Raw genomic sequence first — 16649 nt, 5'->3', positions numbered from 1 at the left:
TTAGCGCAGACTTTCCTACATTTACAAAAATAAGTATTGCAAATGATCTCAGCAGCACAATTTGAAAAAGAAATTGAATTAATCATAACCAACGCAATAAGAGAAGATATTGGTGATGGCGATCACAGTTCACTGGCTTGTATTCCTGCCGATGCTAAGGGAAAAGCGCAACTTTTAGTTAAAGACAATGGTATTTTAGCCGGCGTAGATTTCGCTAAAAAAGTTTTTGAATTTGTAGATCCTGAAGTTAAGCTGGATATCAAAATAAATGATGGCCAAAAAGTGAAGAAAGGTGATGTTGCTTTTTATGTTGAAGCTGCTTCGCAATCTATTTTAAAGGCAGAACGATTAGTACTTAATGCTATGCAACGTATGAGTGCTATCGCTACCAAAACCAAAGAATTTGTAGATAAGTTGGAAGGAACCGGCACCAAAATTCTTGATACCAGAAAAACTACACCGGGAATTCGTGCTTTAGAAAAATGGGCCGTAAAAATTGGTGGTGGAGAAAATCATCGATTTGCACTTTATGATATGATCATGTTAAAGGATAATCATATCGATTTTGCAGGTGGTGTTGCACAAGCTATTCAGAAAACAAAAAAGTATCTGGAAACTAACAATCTTGATCTTAAGATCATTGTAGAAGCCCGGGATATGAAAGAAATCGAAGAAATTTTAGCTGAAGGTGGCGTATACCGAATCCTAATCGATAATTTTGATTATGCTGAAACAAAAAAAGCGGTCAAACTTATCGGAGACCAGTGTTTAACCGAATCTAGTGGCGGGATTACTTTAGAAACCGCCAAGAAATATGCCGAATGTGGTGTGGATTATATTTCGAGCGGCGCTTTAACTCATTCGGTTTATAATATGGATCTTAGCTTAAAAGCTATGTAAAATATGTCGATACTCGAGGCGATAACAACTAAACTGGATAATGTCTCAGATTGGTGGAAAAGAACATCGAGCAAGGTAACTATACCGGGAACAGATGGGCTTTCGCTCTATCATTTATGGGATATTTATAGTGGCGGGATTATACATGGTACTTTTTCTACAAGGGCCAGTGCCATCGCTTTTAGTTTTTTTATGGCTTTGTTTCCTTATTTGTTATTTATCTTCAATTTGATTCCTTATGTGGAAGATCTGAATGTCATCGACGATTTCAGGATAAAATTTTTACTTTTTATAGACACGCTTTTACCGCCGGAAACGCAGGAATATTTAGGAGATATTTTTGCAGATATTGCTAATAATCCTCGTGCCGGCTTGCTGTCTTTTTCTTTTATACTTTCTATTTTTTTAATGACCAATGGGGTAAACGCTATTTTTACTGGTTTCGAGTTTTCTTACCATACTAATATTAAAAGATCTTTAGTTAGGCAATATATCGTTGCAATTGGTGTTTCGCTCGTTTTGGCATTCCTTTTGCTTCTTACCGTAATATTGGTAGTCTATTTAACCTATGCCGTAGAAGATCTAAGTGAATATGGATTAATTTCGAATGATGGTACAGGAACCGGAGTAGTGAAATATATTGCGTTAGTGGTACTTATTTATATCGCCGTTGCAACGCTTTATTACTTCGGAACAAAAGAAGCACGACAGGCTAGATTTTTCTCTGTAGGTGCATTTTTCACCACAATTTTGACTTTAATCACCTCATTTTTATTTGGATTATATATTGAAAATTTTTCAAATTATAACGAATTGTACGGTTCTATTGGAGCATTGTTAATTTTAATGGTGTATATTTGGTTAAATGCTAATATTCTTCTGTTGGGGTTTGAACTTAATGCCTCGCTGATAAAACTGAAGAAAAATTTTAAATAAATTTATTTTAACTTAAACTACACAAAAAATGAAAAAGTATATGTTACTTTTCGTTGCATTATGCTCGGTAACGATGTTGAGTGCACAAACCGAAGTTGGTGGAGTTTCTTTACCAAATTCAGTAGAATTTAAAGGAGAATCATTAAAATTGAATGGAGCAGGAGTTCGTGAAAAATTTTGGATCGATCTTTACGCAGGGGGATTATACCTTCAGGAAAAAAGTAGTGATGAGAAGCAAATAATGAGTGCAGATAAGCCAATGGCTATTAAACTTCATATTGTTTCAAAATTAATAACAAGTAATAAAATGGTCGATGCCGTGAACGAAGGTTTCGAAAATTCGACCAATGGAAATACCGCTCCTTTAGCTTCAGAAATTAAAAAATTTAAAGGTTTTTTTAGTGACGAGATCAAAAAAGACGATGTTTTCGATTTAGTTTATATTCCCGGTACCGGAGTGATCTCTTATAAAAACGGAGAAGAAAAAGGTACTATTAAAGGAATGGCATTTAAAAAAGCATTATTTGGTATTTGGCTTTCTAAAAAACCTGCCGAAGACGATTTAAAAGAAGCAATGTTAAATTTATAAGATGAAAAAGTATATTTTATTTTCCGTATTCTTTATTGCCTTTGCAGCGCTTAATAGTGTTTATGCGCAAGACGACGTTTTCGGGAAATGGAAATGTACTAACGACGAAGGAAAAGTAAATTCGATCGTAAAGATCTTTAAAAAAGAAGATGGCGAAGTTTGCGGTAAAGTGCTTAGAATAACCAAAGAAGAAGATCGCGATAAACTTTGTACAGAATGTAAAGGAGCGCTAAAAGACAAACCAATAGAAGGTTTGCAATTAATGCACGGCTTAAAAAAAGAAGGCGATCATTACGCTGGTGGGGAAATCATTAATCCTAAATCTGGTAAAGTTTACAAAGTAAAAATTTGGGTAGACGAAGATAATCCAGATATGTTAAATGTAAGAGGTTATGTTGCTTTTTTCTATAAAACGATGACCTGGGAACGCGCCGAATGATCTAAAAAGCATATCAAAAAATGGCTAATTTTGGCCAATTATTAAAATATTTTAAAAACCATTCTTTAATCGAGAATGGTTTTTATTTTTACTCAAAGATCAAGAATAGTATGTTTGCTGTTCTTAACTTAAATTCAATTTTAGAATAGCTAAGCTTATGTCCCATTTTGTAGATGTTATTTTACCGCTACCTTTAGATAATAGATTTACTTACAGTATTTCTAAAGATGAGGCTAATTTTCTACAAGCAGGTATACGTGTTGCTGTTCCCTTCGGAAAATCAAAAGTTTACACAGGGATAATTGCTGAAGTGCACGATCGAGCACCAGAAGTTTACGAAGCCAAACCTATTAGTCAGATTTTAGATGAAGCTCCTTTGGTGACTAGTCAACAACTGAAGTTTTGGAGTTGGATCGCTTCTTATTATATGTGTACTGAAGGTGAAGTGATGCGAGCGGCTTTACCCGGAGCATTTATTCTAGAAAGTGAAAGTATAGTTCAGCTACAAAAAGAGTCGGAAATTATCGAATCTGAGCTTAAGGACGATGAGTTTTTGGTGGTTGAAGCTTTGCAAAACCAATCCTCTTTAAAAATTAAAGAAGTCGAAGCACTATTAGATCGAAAATCGGTTTTACCGGTTTTAAACCGATTAATGGCGAAAGATATTGTGGTACTAAGTCAGGAGATTTACGAGCAATACAAACCAAAACGCGTTCGATATATAAAACTTCACGAAAATCACGAATCTGAGGATGCAATGCATCAGCTTTTAGACAATCTTTCCAGGGCGCATAAACAGCGAGAAGTCGTCCTTAATTATTTCAGCATAAAAGCCAGAAGTACCAAGCCAATTAGTGCAAAAGAGCTTCAAAAATCTTCAGAAGTAACTGCATCCACTTTAAAAAGTCTGGTTAAAAAGAATATTTTTCAGGAATATTATATCAATGAAGATCGTGTTGGTTTTGATGGTGAAATTACCAGAAAACATATAGAATTTAACGAATATCAGCTTAAAGCTTTTGGGCAAATTAAAGCTTCTTTTGAAGAAAAAACCGTTTGTTTATTACACGGCGTAACTTCCAGTGGTAAAACTGAAATTTACCTAAAACTTATCGAAGAGGTTTTAAACGAAGGGAAACAAGCACTTTATTTATTACCAGAAATTGCGCTTACCACGCAGTTAATAAACCGACTTCAGGCTTATTTTGGAGATAAAGTTTTAGTTTTTCACAGTAAATATTCCATGAACGAGAGGGTAGAGGTCTACCAAAATGTGCTTAATGCCGGTGATGATCCTAAAGTAGTTATTGGCGCCAGATCGGCAATATTTTTACCGTTCCAACAATTAGGATTGATCATTGTCGATGAAGAACACGAAGCTACGTTTAAGCAATATGATCCTGCTCCAAGATACCATGCAAGAGATGCCGCCGTAGTTTTAGCTAATTTTTTTAAAGCTAAAACCTTAATGGGTTCTGCAACTCCTTCGCTAGAATCTTATTTTAATGCTGAACATAATAAATATGGTTTTACTGAATTATCCAGGCGTTTTGGTGATGTCTTAATGCCAGAAATTGAAATTGTCGATATTAAGGAGAAACATCGCAAAAAAAGAATGACGGGGCATTTTTCAGATCGGTTGCTGAAAGAGATCGAGGAATCTTTAGCTGAAGGTGAGCAGGTGATATTATTTCAGAATAGGCGAGGATTTTCACCAATATTAGAATGTAATACCTGCGGGCATTCTCCACAATGTCCTAATTGTGATGTAAGTTTAACTTATCACAGCCATAGCAATCAATTACGTTGCCATTATTGTGGTTATCATATCGCGATGCAGCAACGTTGTATGGCCTGTCACAGCGATGATGTTTCTACAAAAGGTTTTGGAACCGAGCAAATTGAAACCGAATTAAAAGCGCTGTTTCCCGATCATAAAATTGGCAGAATGGATCAGGATACCACTAGGGGAAAACATGGATACGAGAAAATCATCACTGCTTTTGAAGATCTAGAGATCGATATTTTGGTAGGAACACAAATGCTAACCAAGGGATTAGATTTTAGAAATGTAAACCTGGTAGGCGTTATGAATGCCGATAATCTATTGAACTTTCCAGATTTTAGAGCGCACGAACGAAGTTTTCAATTAATGCTTCAGGTTGCAGGAAGAGCCGGTAGAACGAAGAAGCGTGGTAAGGTTTTAATTCAAAGTTATAATCCGCATCACCAGATCATTCAGCAAGTTTCTACTAATGATTATGCGGGGATGTATAAAGAGCAACTTCAGGAAAGATACAATTATAAGTATCCGCCTTATTTTAGATTAGTTCGATTGAGTTTAAAATCGCGTGATTTCAGTAAAACAAATGAAGCAGCAGATTGGATAGCGAAAGCGATGCAAAATGTATTTAACCAGCATGTGTTAGGACCAGAATTTCCTCCAGTGGCTAGAATTAGAAATGAATATTATAAGAATATCATGCTTAAAATTCCGCAGAGTCAATCTTTAGGGAAGACAAAATCTGTACTTCAAAAGATTCTTATTAGTTTTAATGCAATTTCAGCTTATAGAAGCGTAAGAGTTATCGTAAATGTAGATCCCGTGTAGGATTTTCAGAATTAATATAAAATATAAAAGCCGAATATCTAATCGTCGATATTCGGCTTTGTATCTGAAAATTAAAATGTTTTATAATTAAGCTTTACTGCTAAGTGCTTCGATAAGATTATTTTTCTTATGCCTGCTTAACGGAAGTTTTTCTCCTGCGATCTCTACAGTTTTGCTGTTGTATCTTTCAACTTTATCTAAATTTACGATGTAGGATTTATGCGTCCTCATAAATTTTTCTGAAGGTAATTCTTTCTCAAAAGACTTCATGGTAGCCAGTACTACAAAATTATCTTCTTCAGTAACGAATTTCACGTAATCCCCAAGTGCCTGAATATATTTTAAGCGATTTAAAAATACCTTACGGTTTTTAAGATTACTTTTTACGAAAATAAAATCTTCGTCTTCAGGAAGTACAGCCTGCGTTTTAAGCTTATACATATTCAAAGCTTTGATCACAGCACTATTAAAACGTTCCTTACTAACGGGCTTCTGTAAATAATCTGTTGCGCTATAATCAAATGCCTTATAAGCATATTTTGTTTTTCCAGTAACAAATACTATTTGCGGCTGATTAGGAAGATCGTCCAAAAGTTCGAACCCAGAAAGAATAGGCATTTCGATATCCAGGAAGATCAAATCGATCTCGGTATCTAAAAGACCGTTCTTAGTTTCGATAGCATTGTTGTATTCTGCTACCAAAGTAAGATTAGAATGATCTTTTATCATCTTAACGATTGATAATCGTTGTAGACTAGAGTCATCTACAACTGCACATTTTAGCAAAATATCTTCCACAGGTCTTTTTGTAGTTTTACAATTAACAATATTAGACATTATATTTGATAAAAGCAAGATTGGGTATAATTTCATCGATTAAATAGGGATTTTAACCGTAATAAAATTAGCTTGTGAAATATAAAAAATAGTTCTATTTTTGCAGCCAATTTTAATAAAATATAATTTTATGAATCATTATGAAACTGTTTTCATCTTGAATCCCGTTTTATCTGATGAGCAGATAAAGGAAACAGTTAAGAAATACGAAGAATTTCTTATTTCTAAAGGAGCTGAGATGGTATCAAAGGAGAATTGGGGGCTTAAAAAATTAGCTTACGCAATTCAGCACAAAAAAAGTGGTTTTTATCACTTATTTGAATTTAAAGCACCAGGAGAGGCTATCGAGCCTTTAGAACTTGCTTTTAGAAGAGATGAGCGTATGATGCGTTATTTAACTGTGAAGTTAGATAAGCACGCTGCAGCCTGGGCTGAGAAAAGAAGAAAAAGAATCCAAGAAAAAGCGTAAGTATGGCTACATCTATTGAACAACAAGCAAAAGGTAAAAAAGACGGAGAGATTAGATATCTTACTCCACTTAATATAGAAACTTCTAAAACTAAAAAGTACTGTAGATTTAAAAGATCTGGTATTAAATATATCGATTATAAAGATCCAGACTTTTTAATGAGTTTTGTAAACGAGCAAGGGAAATTACTTCCTCGTCGTTTAACTGGGACTTCTTTAAAATACCAAAGAAAAGTGGCTGTTGCTGTTAAACGCGCACGTCATTTAGCATTAATGCCATACGTTGGTGATTTATTAAAATAAAAAGAAGCAATTATGGAATTGATACTTAAAAAAGACGTAGATAATTTAGGGTTTAAAGACGATGTGGTATCTGTAAAGAACGGTTATGGTCGTAACTTTTTAATCCCACAAGGCTTCGCAGAATTAGCAACTCCATCAGCTAAGAAAGTTCTTGCTGAAACTCTTAAACAAAGAGCTTATAAAGAGCAAAAGCATATCGACGAAGCTAAAAAACAAGCTGAAAAGCTTAACGGTTTAGATATTAAACTTACTGCTAAATCTGGTGCCGGAGACAAATTATTTGGATCTATCACTAATGCAGATCTAGCTGATGCTTTAGCTAAAGAAGGTGTAGAAATCGACAAGAAATTTATCAATATTGCCGGTGGAAACATTAAAAGATTAGGACAATACGAAGCTACTTTACGTTTTCACCGTGAGGTAATTTCTACTTTATCATTCGATGTTGTAGGAGAAGCTTAATAAACCTATATAATTTTTAAAAAGCCTGCTCTATGAGTGGGCTTTTTTTATAACTATTTAATTGTTATGAAATACGCAAGACTTACACGTGAGCAGCTTGAAGAAATGCATCAGGAATTTATCAATTTTCTAGCTACCCAATCTATTACTGCTGAAGAGTGGAAAGATATAAAAACCAATAAGCCTGATGTTGCAGAAAAGGAGATCGATGTTTTTAGTGATCTAATTTGGGAAGGCGTTTTAAATAAAGTGGAGTATCTGGAACATTTCTCTAAACAACAAATATTTTTATTTCAAATCACAGCTGCTACGATTAATCTTATCGCTGTTAAAGTTGAGAATGAAGCTATCGATATCACCACGCACGAAGGCTATAATTGGTTACGATCTAATTTAATGAATGATGCAGTGAATATTTATACATCGACTAAAGCGATAAGTGAAGATCGAAACAAAGATATTTTTGCGTTAATCAAACAAGGATCTAATATTACCAAGGGAGATTTATATAATTATTTTGCTGAAATTGTAAAGTCTTAAGATTATATATTTTTAATAGCAATTTCAGAGTAAGACTTCTGTAGCGGGAAATTTTAAAATATCTAATCATAGATATGATCTTTATACTGTTGCCACCAATCTTCAATATCGACTTTAGGTGTACGGCAAATATATAGCGGAATATTGTTTTCTTCGTCAACTGCGTATTTGTGCGTGATCGTTTTTATAAGTTTTATGTCCTCGAAAACACTGTTTAAAACTTCCTTTTCGTTTCCTAAACTTATCCATATTTCGGCATTTTTATTGCCATAACCCCAGGTCCAAAAACTACCATGCCGACTAATAGGATTAGGCAGGTCGTATTTTTTTCCTAAGATTTTAATAGCACCCGCTTCTCCATAATTTTCAGCCCAGATCACTGTTTTTTGCTGTTCTGCAGTACTCAGACTTTGGTAAACGCTATCTACCAATTTTACCTGTTCTTCCCAGCCAAACATATCAGCATAATCACTGGTAAGTTCAACTCGGCCGTTATTTCCTTTTAAATCGGCATATTCTATATAATTTTCTACGGAAAGAATTGGTGTAGCTTCAGGAATAAAATAAACTGAAGTCATCAAAACTATTATTGAAATTGCATAAATCCAGACTGGTTTTTTATTGAAAATAAATGAAACTTTAGCCGAACCTGCCGCGAATAAAATAGGGTAAATTCCAAAAACATAATAAGCTTTTGATTTTAAGATCCACATTAGTCCGAAGATAACCAGACAAGCAATGGCGACCGACTTATATTTCTTCAGTTTTTCATCTATAAACAGTCCAATAATTCCCAGAATGCTAACTAATAACGTGAAGGGATAGTCCAACTGCGCCAAGCCAAACCTCCATGGATTTATTTCCTCTAGTTGATGTTCTTTTAGAGCCTGTAAATGTTTCAGGATTGGAAAATCATGATCGATTTGCCAGATAATATTCGGCAAAAAAATGAGTAGAGCTAATATTGCAGAAAAATACATCCATTTATTTCTGAATAAATTCCCTTTTCTATAAAACAGTATACTTATTAAGATCCCGAATGTCCAGATAACTATGGTGTACTTATTCAGTAATCCAAATCCTAGAGTGATTCCAAGATAAACGAGATACTTTTTGTTTTCAGAATTAATAAATCTGATGTAAAAGTAAAAGCCAAGTGTCCAAAATAACTGGTTAAATGCTACCGGCTGAAATAATGTATGATTTCGATAAAATGGCAAAAAAGCTAAAATGCAAATGCCGGAAAGTAAAATCGCTTGTTTTTTACCACCTAGCTCGATACAAATTAAGCAGCAAAGTATAAGAATCGCAACACCTGAAAATGTTGGAAATAAACGAACGCCCATTAAAGAATAATCGAAAAACCAATATGAGAATTTACCAAGGAAAGCTATAAATGGCGGGAATTCCATAAATCCCCAATCTAAATGTTCGCTTACAGAAAGATGTAAAAGCTCGTCCCTGTGAAATCCATAATTTCTATTGCCTAGTAACTGAATACATAATTTTACAAGTGATAAGACAAAAATTACTGGAAAGAACTTTTTTAGAGCAATCAATATTGTTGGTTTTCGTGATGTTCCTTATTCGTATCGTAGTGATTCGATTGGATCTTGTTTTGAGGCTTTAATTGCAGGATATAATCCTGAAAATAGCGCGGTAAGCAAGGTTACAACCACGGCCCAGAACATCGCTAACCACGGAGTTGTAAAATCGAAACCAACTCCGGCTGAAACTGCCATACCAATTAAGATTCCCAAAATAATCCCTAAAACTCCACCAAACTGACCAATAATTAGAGTTTCCATAAAAAACTGCGCAGCAATCGTGTTTTTCTTTGCTCCAAGTGCTTTACGCACACCAATTTCGCGAGTTCTTTCAGTAACACTCACCAACATGATATTCATTAAAGCGATAGAAGAACCAAAAATTGTTACCAGGCTAATGATCCAGGCAGCGAGGTTTAAAACTGAAGACATTTCAGCAATCTCATTTAATAAACTGTCACTTCTTTCGATCCCAAAATTATCTTTTTCAACAGGACTTAGTTTTCTTATGTTCCTAAAAGTAAGGATGGCTTCGTCTTGAGCAGCATCTAAAGCTTCTTTGTTTTCAACCTTAATACTAAGATTATAATTTATACCGGGGCTGCTAAATATTGATCTGGCATGTTGCAGCGGAATCAAAACACGTAGATCTTCATTGTTTCCAAAGGTAGAACCTTTAGATTCTAGAACACCAATCACTTTAAATTTTGCACCACGAACACTAATCGTTTTATCAATTGGGCTCGCTCCTTTAAATAGTCCGTTATTTTTAGCAAAATCGGCTCCAATAATGGCTACATTGTTATTATTCTGAATATCAAAATAGTTGAAATTTCTACCTGTTTCAATCTCTAAACCAGAGTTAGTAAGGTAATTTTCGTTGATTCCGAGTACATTTATTTCAGGATCGGTTTTTTCGTTTTCCCATTTAATTTCCGCAGAAGACGTTCCCGTAAAACTAATCGCCGTTGTGGTTAAAGGATATTGATATTTATCTTGAAAGGTTTTCACTTCACGATACGTGATCACAGGGTTTACTTTATTGATCTCGTTTCCCCTTTGTGATGTGTAATTATAACGCTGAATATTGAATGTATTGGCGCCCATAGAAGCAAAATTCCCGCTAATCGTGTTTTCTAAAGCACCAACGGCACTTAGAATCCCTACCAATGCGGTAATCCCAATAGCAATAATAAGAACAGTTAGAATAGTTCTTAAAAGCTGGCCTTTAATCGAATCGAAAGCGATACTAATGTTCTCGCGTAAGAGTGCAAACATATTTTGAAATTTCAGTCACTGTAAGTTAGACTCAATTTTGAGAAGAATGTTACTTAAAATTTGAAAATTGTTTAGGTTCAGGCAAAATTTAAGATATTTGCAGCCGATAAAATGGTCTGCAATCCAAATATAGTAGGCGATTTTCGTTAATTTTGAACAACGAATTTTAAAACTGAAAGAATTCAGGTTATTTACCTGAATATAGATCGATTTATGGCACAAAAACCATCAATACCAAAAGGAACCAGAGATTTTACTCCGCAGGAAGTTGCAAAACGTAATTTTATATTCGACAAGATTAAAACTGAATTTAAAAAGTTTGGTTTTCAGGCGATCGAAACACCAAGTTTCGAAAATTCTGATACCCTAATGGGAAAATATGGTGAAGAAGGAGACCGCCTTATTTTTAAGATTCTTAATTCTGGAGACTTTTTAAAGAAAGCTGATGAAACTGCTTATGCCGATAAAGATAGCTTAAAACTTACGCCTTCGATTTCAGAAAAAGCGCTTCGCTACGATCTTACCGTGCCCTTTGCTCGTTACGTGGTACAACATCAAAATGAAATCGATTTTCCGTTTAAACGCTATCAAATTCAGCCGGTTTGGCGTGCAGATCGTCCTCAAAAAGGGAGATTTAGAGAGTTTTTTCAGTGCGATGCCGATGTTGTTGGGAGTGATAGTTTATGGCAGGAAGTGGAGTTTGTACAATTGTATGATTCGGTTTTTTCAGCATTAAAACTAGACGGAGTTACAATTAAGATCAATAATCGTAAAATTTTATCTGGTTTTGCTGAAGTTATTGGCGAGCAGGATAAATTAATCGATTTTACCGTTGCGCTGGATAAACTGGATAAGATTGGTGAAGATGGTGTGGTAAAAGAAATGCTTGCTAAAGGAATTGCTGACGACGCTATAGAAAAAATCAAACCAATTTTTGGATTGGAAGGTAATTTTGCTGAAAAAATTGAGGCTTTAAAATCGATATTATCAACTTCTGAAGCTGGTTTAAAAGGAATTGAAGAGTTAGAGTTTATTCAGAATGCCATTGCAGAAATGCCTTTAAAAACAGCGAAACTCGATTTAGATGTGACGCTGGCACGAGGATTAAATTATTATACAGGAGCGATTTTTGAAGTTGCAGCGCCAAAAGGAGTGAAGATGGGATCGATTGGCGGCGGTGGTCGTTATGATGATCTAACGGGAATATTCGGACTTAAAAATATGAGTGGTGTTGGGATTTCATTTGGCTTAGACCGTATTTACCTTGTGCTGGAAGAATTGAATTTATTCCCCGAAGCGGTTGCAGATGATGTAAAAGTCTTATTTGTGAACTTTGGTGAAAAAGAAGCCCTATATGCGTTTAAAGGTATAAATGCTTTACGTGCTGAAGGTGTAAATGCTGAAGTTTTCCCAGATTCAGCCAAAATGAAAAAGCAAATGAACTACGCTAATAAACGTAATATTCCATTTGTGATCCTTGCGGGTGACGAAGAGATGGCAGCAGGAGAGTATACTTTGAAAAATATGAAAACAGGTGAGCAGGATCGATTAAACTTGAAAGATCTTGTAGCTAAGATTGCATAAAAAAAGCCCCAATTTTGGGGCTTTTTTATTTATTTTCTACATCTTGATTCTATTTATCCTGTAGCGCTTTTTTACTACTTGCTTCATTCAATTTTTCCATATTTTCACTAGATAGTTTTACTGAAGTTGCTTCCTCGAAAGCTTTTAAATGCGAGGATTTTGTAGCACTGGCGATTGCGGCAGTGATTCCTGGTCTGTTAATAATCCAGGCTAAAGCCACACCAGCATTAGAGATTCCGTGCTCTTCAGAAACTTCGTCTAAAGTTTTAAGAATATTTTTACCGCGATCATCCAGATAATCTTTTACAAAATCCTTTCGGTTTTGTCCCTCAAGATCGTCTTTGCTGCGATATTTACCGGTTAAAAATCCGCTAGCCAAAGAAAAATAGGTTGTAATACTCACATTATTTTCCTGGCATAATTTTAAAATATCACCTTCAACTTTATCACGATTCATTAAGCTATATTCCTGCTGAAAAACCTGATATTTTGGTAAAGCTTTTGCTTTAGAAGCGTTTAAAGAATCTCTTAATCTCGCCGGACTCAAATTTGAGGCACCAATATATTTAACGAATCCGTTTTTGATCAGTTTTTGGTAAGCGCCTAAAGTTTCTTCAACAGGAGTGCGATCATCGTCCCAGTGCGTGTAATACAAATCGATATAACCTGTTTCTAATCTTTTCAGTGATTCCTGTGCGGCTTTTAAAATGTAATTTTCAGAAATATCTTTTTTGCCTTGCCCCATATCTGAACCTACTTTAGTGGCAAGCGTAATTTTATCTCTTACGCCACGATCTTTCATCCATTTACCAATAATTTTTTCAGATTCGCCTCCTTCGTTATCATCTGCCCACCTGGAATAAACATCTGCTGTGTCGATGCAGGTATAGCCTTTTTCAAGCAGCTCATCTAGCATTTTAAATGATTCTTTCTCATCAAGTGTCCATCCAAATACATTACCGCCAAAAATAATAGGTGGTGTTTTAAGATCGGTATTTCCTAAATTCTTTAATTCCATAATTTTTTCTTTGAAAATAGTAAGATTATATGAATGGATAAAAGTTTAGAGGCGTTTTAAACAATGATTAACGCTTTGAAACTGCTGGCGAATGCAGCTGTATATAAGAAGCGTAAGAATGTATTAAAATCGTTAAAAACTAAAAATCATGAAGAATAGTGAATAAAAATAATGTAAGTTTGTCATAAATTCAGTTGAATAATAGATTTATTATTTGATTGTTACTAACCACACACTAACTATGACTTTGCAGATAATTATAACCGCCTATATCCTGCTTCTTCTTGGGATTATTTATCTTACTTGGAATTATTACTTTGTTTCATCAAAAGAAGAGGAAATCAAACAAAACATAGAGGTTGAAGAAAAATCTACAGATAGCTTTGAGGGAAAAAAGGTAGTTTTCGATGGTAAATTAGATGAATTAAGAGAAGAATCCATCAAATGCGATCTTCTAAGTAAAAATGCGATAGTTGAAGAAAAAATGGCAATGGATACTAATTTTCTTATTACAGGAAAAAACCCTGATTGGCTCGTCGTAGAAGAAGCTAAGGAACATGGTATTACTATTGTCGATGAAATGGATTGGCAAAAAGCAATAAAACTTAATAAAAGCAAATTCCCTAGTAAAAATAACCTTCGAGATAATACTGGTGCAAGAAAAGTTAACTCCGCTGAAATTATCTAATTTTAGTTTTAAATTTAAATATCCCAATTTTGAAAATTAAGTTTTTACTTGTAGCTCTCTTTATTAGTTTCCAAAGTTTTTCTCAATGTTATGATCTGGGGCCAAAAAGAAAAAATAAAAATGATTCTTATTTTTTTGTTTCTGCAGGGGCAGATCCTGTTCCTACCGAAAAATGGATTAATGTTGCAGATCCCAACTTTACTGCTGAAAGTTTAGATTTACTTTTTAAAGCTGGTTACGGTACTAATAAGTTTTTTATACCAATAGAGTTGTATGCTTACTATGAGAATTTTAATGATGTAGGTTACCAACAATTTGGAATAGGAGGAAAGATATACACTGTTTTTTTAAATGATAAGATACAGGCTCTTGCTGGTGGTGATATAGGTATGGTAAGTCGAGATTATTTAAATACTAATACAGAATCAGATCAATTTATTAATCTCGCAATGAATCTGGAATTGCGATATCTTTTTTTAAGGAACTTTAGAGCTGGATTACAGTTTAATTTAGAAAAGAGAGATGATATCGCTCCAAATTTAGAAAACAGGAACTATTATGTAGCTAGTTCTTATGTCTCTCTATATTATACATTTTAAACCGGCTTCTTCATTCTTAGTAAAATTCCGAAGCTTATAAGCGATATACAGATCCAGAAAATATCTACAAACAAAATAGCTGTTTGATCTTGTTGATACATCTTCCAAATCCAGTTTCCGGAAACCAGTCCGTTGATTATCGGAACTAAAATCCCGAAGAAACTTCCTAGTATTAATGAATATTTTGTGGTGATATAATTGTTTTTTCTAAATGTGAAAAATAGTGTAAATATTAACCAGCCTATAAAGAAAACCGCATAAAGTATAGATTGTCTATCGGTATCCATGGTTCTGGGAATATATTTAGCTACCAGCATGCTAATTGCAGTTATAGGATAAAGTGACATGCATATTGCTACATAAAAGTAACCAAGGGCTCTATTAAACTTACGTTTCTTTTCTGGGATATGTTTTTTATCTCTGGCTTCTAACCAAATCAAAACACCACTAAGAATAACAAAACAGGTAATAATCGCTAAAGCAAAATAAATGACTTTTAAAGATAAGCCGCCAAAATCTCCAAAATGAAGTCTTCTTATGGCTAATTCTACAGTTTCAGCATAGCCTGAATCTTCAGGATTTTTTTCTTCAGTAATCGTATTCGACATGACATCATATACGATTCTACCGTGACCTAGAAATGCCTCATCTGGTTTTAGTAATCCATCAATCTGAAATTTCATGTTGGTTCCACCATAATTTTTTACATAAACCTGAGCTGCTTCAAATTCTGGCCATTTTTCCTGAGTTTTTTCATATAAAGCATTTAAACTCGGAATTTCACCTGTTGCCTGTTCTTCCCACTCATAGGTTTTTTGCATTGGCCTAAGATCTTCCAACGCTTGTTGCTGATTTCCATCGTAAGCAAAATTTATAGGAAGTAAAATAAGACTTGAAAGGCATAAAAAGCTACTGGTAAGCGCAAACATAAATTGAAATGGTAATCCAATAACTCCTAAAGCTGTATGTGCGTCTGTCCAAATAGTTTTAAGTTTTGTTTTTGGTCTGAAAATGTAAAAATTTGAAACAATTTTTTTCCAATGAACTATTAGTCCGCTTACAATTGCCAGTAAAAAGAAAAAAGCAACGAACCCCGCTGTTAAGATTCCGTAGGTTGGAATTTGATGAAAGAAATGAAGTCTATAGATCAACTCACCAATACTGTAAAAAGCATAGTAAGTAGATAATTCATACGTTCGAGTGTGAAGGTTATAATAAGTGCTTAATTTATCTTCTTCACTAGCATTTTCTGACTTTGAAGCTGAAACGCCGACGAACATTTTCTGTTTAACATCTGGCGGAATCATCCTAATGTCTCTTCCTGTTAAATTTAAGCCCTCATCCTTCAGGCTTTGCATAGCGCGATCGTAATCTACGTCTGATGCTATTTCCATGTTAACATTTTCGCCTTTTTCCCAGGCGGTAATTTCATCCTTTATCAAGGCAAAAGCTCCGCAGAAAAAAATAATAAATAATGCAGCACTAATTATGATACCACTTATGGTATGAACGTGAAAAAATACGTTGTAATTTCTTTTGCTCATATTAGACGATTGGATGATATAATTTTCCAAAATAAACAGCGCCATAAAGCAAAGCGATTATGGCCAGGTAAATACCCCAGACTTTCCAGGCATTTTTGTATAAATACGGAATGATGATTAATAGCATCCACACCAGAAAAAGACTAAATACAGAAGTGATAAAAATGATCTTATGATTTGGCAGCCAAAACGCCAACGCCATATGCAGTAATGCTGAAATTATATAGCCACCCAGAATTCCTGCACTTAGTTTCGCAAATTTTTGATGAAACGAGTTTGTTAGATATTTCTTATTAGCTGGCATGA

The 16649-nt window shown here is 34.5% G+C and carries 18 protein-coding genes; 12 read left to right on the top strand and 6 right to left on the bottom strand.

The window, feature by feature from the left end; translation table 11 throughout:
* Window positions 1-42: 42 nt before the first annotated feature.
* From nadC to priA, 5 genes are all read left to right on the top strand, one after another.
* The gene (gene nadC, locus BM201_RS07250; protein ID WP_092541089.1) at window positions 43-900 is read left to right on the top strand and encodes a carboxylating nicotinate-nucleotide diphosphorylase; all 858 of its coding nucleotides are present in this window, start codon (window positions 43-45) and stop codon (window positions 898-900) included.
* Window positions 901-903: 3 nt separating this feature from the next.
* Window positions 904-1836 (top strand): YihY/virulence factor BrkB family protein, encoded by a 933-nt coding sequence (locus BM201_RS07245; protein ID WP_092541087.1) that lies wholly within the window; start codon window positions 904-906, stop codon window positions 1834-1836.
* Window positions 1837-1864: 28 nt separating this feature from the next.
* Window positions 1865-2425 carry a chalcone isomerase family protein gene (locus BM201_RS07240; protein WP_092541085.1) on the top strand — a complete coding sequence of 187 codons (561 nt, stop codon included), beginning with the start codon at window positions 1865-1867 and terminating at the stop codon, window positions 2423-2425.
* Between the two features lies 1 nt (window position 2426).
* Window positions 2427-2864 carry a DUF2147 domain-containing protein gene (locus BM201_RS07235; protein ID WP_092541083.1) on the top strand — a complete coding sequence of 146 codons (438 nt, stop codon included), beginning with the start codon at window positions 2427-2429 and terminating at the stop codon, window positions 2862-2864.
* Window positions 2865-3021: 157 nt separating this feature from the next.
* Window positions 3022-5475 (top strand): replication restart helicase PriA, encoded by a 2454-nt coding sequence (gene priA, locus BM201_RS07230; RefSeq protein WP_092541081.1) that lies wholly within the window; start codon window positions 3022-3024, stop codon window positions 5473-5475.
* An 87-nt stretch (window positions 5476-5562) separates the two neighbouring features.
* Here the strand turns inward: priA and BM201_RS07225 are convergent, their stop codons facing one another.
* A complete protein-coding gene (locus BM201_RS07225; RefSeq protein WP_092541079.1) occupies window positions 5563-6312 on the bottom strand; it encodes a LytR/AlgR family response regulator transcription factor in 750 nt (249 codons plus the stop codon).
* A gap of 130 nt (window positions 6313-6442) precedes the next feature.
* Between BM201_RS07225 and rpsF the strand changes: the two genes are divergently transcribed.
* The 4 genes from rpsF (at window position 6443) to BM201_RS07205 (ending at window position 8085) form a co-directional block, all read left to right on the top strand.
* Window positions 6443-6781 carry a 30S ribosomal protein S6 gene (rpsF, locus tag BM201_RS07220; protein ID WP_092541077.1) on the top strand — a complete coding sequence of 113 codons (339 nt, stop codon included), beginning with the start codon at window positions 6443-6445 and terminating at the stop codon, window positions 6779-6781.
* 2 nt (window positions 6782-6783) lie between these two features.
* Complete coding sequence (gene rpsR / locus BM201_RS07215) at window positions 6784-7083, top strand: 30S ribosomal protein S18 (RefSeq protein WP_013071549.1); 300 nt, start codon at window positions 6784-6786, stop codon at window positions 7081-7083.
* A gap of 12 nt (window positions 7084-7095) precedes the next feature.
* Complete coding sequence (rplI, locus tag BM201_RS07210) at window positions 7096-7545, top strand: 50S ribosomal protein L9 (RefSeq protein ID WP_092541075.1); 450 nt, start codon at window positions 7096-7098, stop codon at window positions 7543-7545.
* Window positions 7546-7611: 66 nt separating this feature from the next.
* Window positions 7612-8085, top strand: coding sequence for a DUF6495 family protein (locus BM201_RS07205; RefSeq protein WP_092541073.1), 474 nt, complete (start codon window positions 7612-7614; stop codon window positions 8083-8085).
* 62 nt (window positions 8086-8147) lie between these two features.
* On the opposite strand, the gene BM201_RS07200 is transcribed toward BM201_RS07205, so the two are convergent.
* Both BM201_RS07200 and BM201_RS07195 read right to left on the bottom strand, forming a co-directional pair.
* Window positions 8148-9644, bottom strand: coding sequence for an ArnT family glycosyltransferase (locus BM201_RS07200; RefSeq protein ID WP_245758599.1), 1497 nt, complete (start codon window positions 9642-9644; stop codon window positions 8148-8150).
* A gap of 24 nt (window positions 9645-9668) precedes the next feature.
* Window positions 9669-10910, bottom strand: coding sequence for an ABC transporter permease (locus BM201_RS07195; protein WP_092541070.1), 1242 nt, complete (start codon window positions 10908-10910; stop codon window positions 9669-9671).
* A gap of 213 nt (window positions 10911-11123) precedes the next feature.
* Here BM201_RS07195 and hisS point away from each other — a divergent pair, with 213 nt between their 5' ends.
* Window positions 11124-12494, top strand: a complete 1371-nt coding sequence (gene hisS, locus BM201_RS07190) for a histidine--tRNA ligase (protein ID WP_092541068.1) — start codon at window positions 11124-11126, stop codon at window positions 12492-12494.
* A gap of 49 nt (window positions 12495-12543) precedes the next feature.
* Here the strand turns inward: hisS and BM201_RS07185 are convergent, their stop codons facing one another.
* Entirely contained in the window at window positions 12544-13512 is a 969-nt protein-coding gene (locus tag BM201_RS07185; protein WP_092541066.1) for an aldo/keto reductase, read from the bottom strand.
* A 241-nt stretch (window positions 13513-13753) separates the two neighbouring features.
* Between BM201_RS07185 and BM201_RS07180 the strand changes: the two genes are divergently transcribed.
* Together BM201_RS07180 and BM201_RS07175 are read left to right on the top strand one after the other, a co-directional pair.
* Window positions 13754-14200: a BRCT domain-containing protein gene (locus BM201_RS07180; protein WP_092541064.1), complete on the top strand. Its 447-nt coding sequence runs from the start codon at window positions 13754-13756 to the stop codon at window positions 14198-14200.
* Window positions 14201-14229: 29 nt separating this feature from the next.
* Window positions 14230-14799, top strand: a complete 570-nt coding sequence (locus BM201_RS07175) for a hypothetical protein (protein ID WP_092541062.1) — start codon at window positions 14230-14232, stop codon at window positions 14797-14799.
* On the opposite strand, the gene BM201_RS07170 is transcribed toward BM201_RS07175, so the two are convergent.
* Both BM201_RS07170 and BM201_RS07165 read right to left on the bottom strand, forming a co-directional pair.
* Window positions 14796-16343 (bottom strand): PepSY-associated TM helix domain-containing protein, encoded by a 1548-nt coding sequence (locus tag BM201_RS07170; protein ID WP_092541060.1) that lies wholly within the window; start codon window positions 16341-16343, stop codon window positions 14796-14798. The genes BM201_RS07175 and BM201_RS07170 overlap by 4 nt on opposite strands.
* 1 nt (window position 16344) lies before the next feature.
* Complete coding sequence (locus tag BM201_RS07165; protein ID WP_092541058.1) at window positions 16345-16647, bottom strand: hypothetical protein; 303 nt, start codon at window positions 16645-16647, stop codon at window positions 16345-16347.
* Between the last annotated feature and the right edge of the window lie 2 nt (window positions 16648-16649).

Origin of the sequence: Zunongwangia mangrovi, assembly GCF_900112105.1 — a bacterium.
Taxonomy (GTDB): domain Bacteria; phylum Bacteroidota; class Bacteroidia; order Flavobacteriales; family Flavobacteriaceae; genus Zunongwangia; species Zunongwangia mangrovi.
The sequence above is the reverse complement of the archived record's forward strand: the minus strand, read 5'-3'. Positions and strand labels throughout refer to the sequence as shown.